The following is a 6,778-nucleotide window of genomic DNA, read 5'->3' as shown; positions in this document are numbered from 1 at the left end:
GGGGGGGGGGGCGGCTTTTGAACTGCTCTGGAAAAAACCTGCCGTTCGGCAAACGACCCTATTGCGGACATTGCTCCACCCAAGAAATTCGTGATTAGGTTTTGATCTTCATGGTGTTGTGACCGAATATGAGTTTACGCAGGGCTCAGTCTCAGCCTCGCTAAAGGCTGCAAAACCAAAGCGGGTTCTCGTGGGAACGAACTGATCATTGTAGAACGACCAAACAGCGCGCCTGCTTCCCTCGAAGGTCTTTTGACTTTGCGGATTGTCGCTTGCCAACTCTAATGCGAAGTTTGCAGTAAGACCTTGGCAGATATCGTCAAACTTACGATCCCAAACGATCTGCTTGGATGCCTCGAAGTCCCAGTCTTTCATTGACTTGATTAATTTTAGACGGGCTCGGCCACTTTTACATTCAACTACAAAGAGGCAGGCGCCGTTGCCCGGTGCGCGGTGCGCGATATACGAGTTCGCGGATCGAATTAGTTTATCTTTGGAAAGCTGAGACCAGCTTTGATAGCGCGGCCACCAATGCACTGGTCCAGCTATTAACAATAAAATTGCAAATGGAAGGGCAAGAGCCAGCATGCATCCGTGTTGCGTGACGTTGAAGCGCATATTCTCCAAAACCATGCTCATTATCGACGCACAAGAAGAAAGGAGCTTTTACTGGCAGCTTTCCACCCAATCTCAGTCATTCGCGTAGGTCGAAGTCCTGCCCAAAAGCAGACACTACCATGGTGCGGTGCTGCCAGTCCGTAGATCGATCGGCGGCGCTACCCGGCGCGATCACCCTCACCCAAGCCTCCCCCCCATCGAGGGGGAGGGGTGCCCGCAGGGCGGGGTGGGCTTGCGCGAACGTATGCGAGCCCGGCCCACCCAGGTCCGGCGAGCCGGACCTGCCCCTCCCGCCAGCGGGAGGGGAGAATAGTCAGCGCGTCAGTTTCTTGTAGCTCATCCGGGTCGGGCGATCGGCCTCGTCGCCCAGACGACGCCGCTTGTCTTCTTCGTAGCTTTCGAAATTGCCTTCGAACCATTCGACATGGCTGTTGCCTTCGAACGCCAGGATGTGCGTGCACAGGCGGTCGAGGAAGAAGCGGTCATGGCTGATGACCACCGCGCAGCCGGCGAAGCTTTCCAGCGCCTCTTCGAGCGCGCGCAGCGTTTCGACGTCGAGATCGTTGGTCGGTTCGTCGAGCAGCAGCACGTTGCCGCCCTCTTTGAGCATCTTGGCCATGTGCACGCGGTTGCGTTCACCGCCCGAGAGCTGGCCGACTTTCTTCTGCTGGTCCTGGCCCTTGAAGTTGAACGCGCCGACATAGGCGCGCGTCGGCACGTCGTGTTTGCCCAGCTTGAAGAAATCGAGCCCGTCGGAGATTTCCTCCCACACATTGTGGTTGGGGTCGAGATCATCGCGGCTCTGGTCGACATAGCCGAGCTTGACCGTATCGCCGATCGCGATCGAGCCGCTGTCGGGCTGTTCCTTGCCGGTGATCAGCTTGAACAGCGTCGACTTGCCCGCGCCATTGGCGCCGATCACACCGACGATGCCACCCGGGGGCAGCATGAACGACAGGTTTTCGAACAATAGCTTGTCGCCATAGGCCTTAGTGAGGCCATGCGCCTCGATCACCTTGCCGCCGAGGCGCGCGGGCGTCTGGATGACGATCTGCGCCTTGCCGGGGCTGCGGTTTTCCTGCGCCTCGATCAGCTCGTCGAACGCACGGATACGTGCCTTGGACTTGGTCTGCCGCGCCTTGGGGGTCTGCCGGATCCACGCCAATTCGTCCTGGATCGCCTTCTGGCGGCCCTCGTCCTCGCGCGATTCCTGCTGGAGCCGCTGCGCCTTCTTGTCGAGATAGGTCGAGTAATTGCCTTCGTAGACGAAGTATTTTCCGCGATCGAGCTCGAGGATCCAGTTCACCACATTGTCGAGGAAATAGCGGTCATGGGTAACAAGGATGACGTTGCCGGGATAATCGACGAGGTGCTTTTCCAGCCACGAGACGCTTTCGGCATCCAAGTGGTTGGTCGGTTCGTCGAGCAGCAGGATGCCCGGCTTTTCGAGCAGCAGGCGGCACAGAGCGACGCGGCGCTTTTCACCGCCCGACAGGTTGGTGACATCGGCATCGCCCGGCGGGCAGCGCAGGGCCTCCATCGCGATTTCGAGCTGGTTGTCGAGCGTCCAGCCGTCGACCGCGTCGATCTTTTCCTGCAGCGTGCCCATCTCTTCCATCAGCGCGTCGAAATCGACGTCTTCCGGCGGATCGGCCATGATGTTGCTGATCTCGTCGAAGCGTTCGACCAGATCGGCGACGGGGCGCACGCCATCCATCACGTTCTGCTTGACGGTCTTGGTCGGGTCGAGCTCGGGCTCCTGCGCCAGATAGCCCACGGTCACGCCCTCGCCCGGCCAGGCTTCGCCGGTATATTCCTTGTCGAGCCCCGCCATCACTTTCATCAGCGTCGACTTGCCCGATCCGTTGGGACCGACGATGCCGATCTTGGCATCCGAATAGAATTGCAGATGGATGCCATTGAGCACCGGCTTGTTGGCGCCGGGAAAGGTCTTGGTCAGACCCTTCATGACATAGGAATATTGTGCAGCCATGCTGAGAAACGCCTTTATGCGATGCGGTGGATTTGCCACGCGCCTTAGCCGGGGCGGCGCTTTCGGGCAAGACGGCATTGGCCGGGCAGGATGGCATTGGCAAAGCGCGTGCGGCTGGTTAAGCCTTGCTGCCATGAACACGCGCATCCTGGCGGCACTGGCCGCGCTCACCCTGCCCTTCCCTCTCGCCGCCCAGCAGACCGCAGCACACGATCCTGCCGCGCTCCAGCAGAAGGCGCTCGCCGACGACACCGCCTATGGCATCGTCGAGGACCTGACGACCGAGATCGGCCCGCGCCTCGCCGGCACCGAACGCGAGGCGGCAGCGCGCGCGTGGGCGGTCGAGCGGCTGAAGGCGATGGGCTTTGCCAATGTCCGTATCGAACCGTTCGACATGAAGACCTGGGTGCGCGGGATCGAAACTGCCGAGGTCACCGCGCCTTTTGCCGGATCGATGCACATCTCGGCTCTGGGCAATTCGGCCAGCACCGGCGAGAAAGGCCTTGAGGCCGAGGTCGCCTATTTCCGCACCATGGCCGATCTCGACGCCGCGCCTGAAGGCAGCCTGAAAGGCAAGATCGCCTTCGTCAGCCACAAGATGACCCGCACCCAGACCGGGGCGAGCTATGGCCAGTTCGGTGACGTGCGCAGGCGTGGTCCCGCGATCGCCGCGAAAAAGGGTGCTGCGGCCATCGTCATCCGCTCGGTCGGCACCGATTATCACCGCAACCCGCACACCGGCGGCACCAACTTCCCCGAGGGCGTGACGCCGATCCCGGCCGCCGCGCTCTCGATCCCCGATGCGGAAAATCTGGAACGCATGATCCGCCGCGCCCAGCCTGCGGCCAAGCCAGTGACGATGAAGCTGGTGCTCACCCCGCGCCAGATCGGCATCACGCAGTCGGGCAACGTCATCGCTGAGGTTCCGGGCAGCGACCCTGATGCGGGGATGATCCTGGTCGGCGGGCATCTCGACAGCTGGGATCTGGGCACCGGCGCGATCGACGATGGCGCAGGCGTCGCGATCACCGCAGCCGCCGCGAAACTGGTGATGGACGCCGGCAAGCCGAAGCGCACCATCCGCGTCGTGTGGTTCGGCGCCGAGGAAGTCGGGCTGTTCGGCGGCATCGCCTATGCGCAAAAACATGGCGCGGCGAACCACGCGCTGGCGATGGAATCGGACTTCGGCGCGGGCCGCATCTGGCAGGTCGAATTCAAGCTGCCCGAGGCGGCCAAGGATCTGCAGACGCGCATCACCCAAGCGCTGGCGCCGATGGGTATCGGCAGAGGCGCGGGCGCTGCAGGCGGCGGCCCCGATGTCGGCCCGACGGTGACGCTGGGCGTCAATGCAATCGACCTGCAGCAGGACGGCACCGATTATTTCGACCTGCACCACACGCCCGACGACACGCTCGACAAGATCGACCCCAAGATGATGCAGCAGAATGTCGCCGCCTGGGCCACGGTGCTGGGCATCGTCGCCAACGACCCGGCGGATCTGCTGCCGAAGGGGAAGTAACGGGCACGCGCCGGCAGGCCATCCCGCTCCCATCACCCCATCCGCTCAGCCTGAACTTGTCTAAAGCCCCGCGCCCACGCCCGCCATATAGCGGGGCCTTCGACAGGCTCAGGCTGAGCGGGATTGGGTCAAGTGGTTGATTTGAAGCATCCCCTCCACCCGCCGTTACACCTTGCGACAACATTTCATCAGGATGAGCGCTGCATTCGCAACCCATTCAGATAACAGGGCGTATTCCTGAACATGTCCAGAGCGGTTCCCCCATCGTTCAGGCCATGACAGGAGTTACGACTATGAAGATGTTTTCCAAGGCCCTGATCGGCACCCTGATGCTGGCGACGACGCTGCCTGTCGCCGCCGTCCCCGCTTTCGCCCAGTCGCGCGGCGAGGTGAATCGTTCCGAGCGCGACGTGCGCCAGGAGCAGCGCCAGTTGCAGCGCGAGCGGCAGCAGTTGCAGGATGCCCGCCGCTATGGTGACCGCCGCGATGTCCGCGAACAGCAGCGCGATGTGCGCGAGCAGCGCCGCGATGTCCAGGAAGCCCGCCGGGAGTACCGCGAGGATCTGCGCGACTATCGCCAGTATCGCGGCACCAACCGTCAGGCGTTCCGTGGCCCGGCCTTCCGCGCGAACTTCCGCTACCAGCAGTTCCGCCCCGGCGTGCGCATTGCCCCGAACTTCTACGGCCAGCGCTATGTCGTGAACAACTATCGCAACTATCGCCTGCCCAATCCCGGCGCGCGGCAGGTGTGGGTGCGTCACTATAACGACATGCTGCTGGTCAACCCGCGCAACGGCACGGTCATCCGCGTGATCCCGAATTTCTACTGGTAATGTCCTTTCGCCGGTAGAAACCCCGCCCATCGCTGGCCCAGCGGTGGGCGGGTTCTCGTGCGGCGATGACGCCCCTGGATCAGGGCTCGCCGGCGCCCCAGATCTGGTCCTGACGCACCCAGCCGGCACGCTTGTCGACCGCGAACTCGCACCAGCCCTGCTCGCACTCGCCCAGTTCGCCGACCACGCCGGGTTCGGCGCGCCACATCAGCTTGGCGCTGTCCTGCGGCGCCGAACGGATCGCCAGCACCGGCCCGTTGACGAAAGCGGTGCGCTTGCGGCTCAGCATGTTCGAGTGCATCCATCCGGTCCAGCCCGAAGGATCGACGATCTGCCGCCAAGGGCCATAGCGCTTGATCACCTTGACCGGCAGGTTCCTGCGCCGGAACACCCATTCGATCTGATAGGTCGCCATTGGCCCTGCACGGGCGAACGCCTCGTCACGCTGGACCGAGGCCCAATACGGCACTTCCACCTCGGCCTGCGCCTGCGCAAGGCTGGCCGCACCCAGCAGTGCGCCAGCACCCATGGCAGCCAGCACGAGTCGCTTGATCGAAGATGTCCGCATATCCCTGTCCCCAAGCCGGTCCGCCGACGAACCATCGACCGACACTTGGCATTGCCTCAACGCTTACGGCAAAAAACGGGCTGCTAGCAAGTGCCGCTGCTTGACCTTTGAGCCGGTTGCGGCATAGCAAAGCCATGCCTGCCAACACCCCTCCGCAGCCCCTCGCCCCCCACCATGCCCCTGGCACCCGTCCTCGCGTCATCGTCACGCGCAAGCTGGCGCCTTCGGTCGAGGCGCGGATGGCCGAGCTGTTCGACGTGGTGCTGAACGCCGACGACCACGCCTTCACCCGCGATGAACTCGCCGCAGCGCTTGCCGATTGCGATGTGCTGGTCCCCACCGTTACCGATACGCTCGATGCCGACCTGATCGCCGGCGCAGGCGACAGGCTCAAGCTGCTCGCCAATTTCGGCGCCGGGGTCGATCATATCGATCTGAAGGCAGCGCGCGCCAAGGGCATCATCATCACCAACACGCCGGGCGTCTTCACCGACGATACCGCCGACATGACGATGGCGCTGATCCTGTCGGTCCCGCGCCGTCTGGCCGAGGGCGAAAAGCTGGTCCGCTCAGGCCAGTGGGAAGGCTGGAGCCCGTCGGGCATGCTCGGCCACCGCATCGGCGGCAAGCAGCTCGGCATCATCGGCATGGGCCGCATCGGCCAGGCGGTCGCGCACCGCGCGCGCGGCTTTGGCCTCGACGTGCGCTATCACAACCGCCGCCGCCTGCCCGAGAGCCTCGAGCAGATGCTGGGCGCGAGCTACGAGCCCGATCTTGACGCGCTGGTTGCAGGGTCGGACATCATCACCCTGCATTGCCCGCGCAGCCCTGAAACGCGCGGACTGATCGACACGCGCCGCATCGGCCTGATGAAGCCATCGGCGTACCTGATCAACAGCGCGCGCGGCGAGCTGGTCGATGAAGGCGCGCTGATCGACGCGCTCGAGGCCGGCCGCATCGCCGGGGCGGGGCTCGATGTCTACACCCGCGAGCCGCATGTCGACGCACGCCTGCTGGCGCTCAAGAACGTCGTGCTGCTGCCGCACGTCGGCAGCGCCACCTTCGAAGGGCGCGAGGTTGCGGGCGAAAAGGTCATCGCCAATATCCGCTTCTGGTTCGATGGTCACAGGCCGCCCGATCAGGTGCTCGAAGGCTGGATGTAACGACATTCGGTCCGCACGGCCTGCAACGTGCGGTGTTTTCGGCTGGCCTTCTTCGGTGTGACAAAGAACAGCGCGCGGCGGAAT

6 protein-coding genes are annotated in these 6,778 nt (G+C 63.4%); 3 read left to right on the top strand and 3 right to left on the bottom strand.

Annotation, left to right across the window (positions count from 1 at the left end; all coding sequences use genetic code 11):
• Positions 1–108: 108 nt before the first annotated feature.
• Together D618_RS19715 and ettA are read right to left on the bottom strand one after the other, a co-directional pair.
• Entirely contained in the window at positions 109–639 is a 531-nt protein-coding gene (locus D618_RS19715) for a hypothetical protein (RefSeq protein ID WP_152414713.1), read from the bottom strand.
• 292 nt (positions 640–931) lie between these two features.
• A complete protein-coding gene (gene ettA, locus D618_RS0112730; RefSeq protein ID WP_017671909.1) occupies positions 932–2,611 on the bottom strand; it encodes an energy-dependent translational throttle protein EttA in 1,680 nt (559 codons plus the stop codon).
• Between the two features lie 133 nt (positions 2,612–2,744).
• On the opposite strand from ettA, the gene D618_RS0112725 reads away from it, so the two are divergent.
• Both D618_RS0112725 and D618_RS0112720 read left to right on the top strand, forming a co-directional pair.
• Positions 2,745–4,130, top strand: a complete 1,386-nt coding sequence (locus D618_RS0112725) for a M20/M25/M40 family metallo-hydrolase (RefSeq protein ID WP_017671908.1) — start codon at positions 2,745–2,747, stop codon at positions 4,128–4,130.
• Positions 4,131–4,423: 293 nt separating this feature from the next.
• Positions 4,424–4,963 carry an RcnB family protein gene (locus D618_RS0112720; protein WP_017671907.1) on the top strand — a complete coding sequence of 180 codons (540 nt, stop codon included), beginning with the start codon at positions 4,424–4,426 and terminating at the stop codon, positions 4,961–4,963.
• A 79-nt stretch (positions 4,964–5,042) separates the two neighbouring features.
• Here the strand turns inward: D618_RS0112720 and D618_RS0112715 are convergent, their stop codons facing one another.
• Positions 5,043–5,531, bottom strand: a complete 489-nt coding sequence (locus D618_RS0112715; RefSeq protein ID WP_017671906.1) for an SH3 domain-containing protein — start codon at positions 5,529–5,531, stop codon at positions 5,043–5,045.
• A 134-nt stretch (positions 5,532–5,665) separates the two neighbouring features.
• Here D618_RS0112715 and D618_RS0112710 point away from each other — a divergent pair, with 134 nt between their 5' ends.
• Positions 5,666–6,694 (top strand): D-glycerate dehydrogenase, encoded by a 1,029-nt coding sequence (locus D618_RS0112710; protein WP_017671905.1) that lies wholly within the window; start codon positions 5,666–5,668, stop codon positions 6,692–6,694.
• The last annotated feature ends 84 nt before the right edge of the window (positions 6,695–6,778 follow it).

The organism is Blastomonas sp. AAP53, from assembly GCF_000331245.1.
Classification (GTDB): Bacteria; Pseudomonadota; Alphaproteobacteria; order Sphingomonadales; family Sphingomonadaceae; genus Blastomonas.
This window is presented reverse-complemented; position numbering and strand designations above follow the sequence as displayed.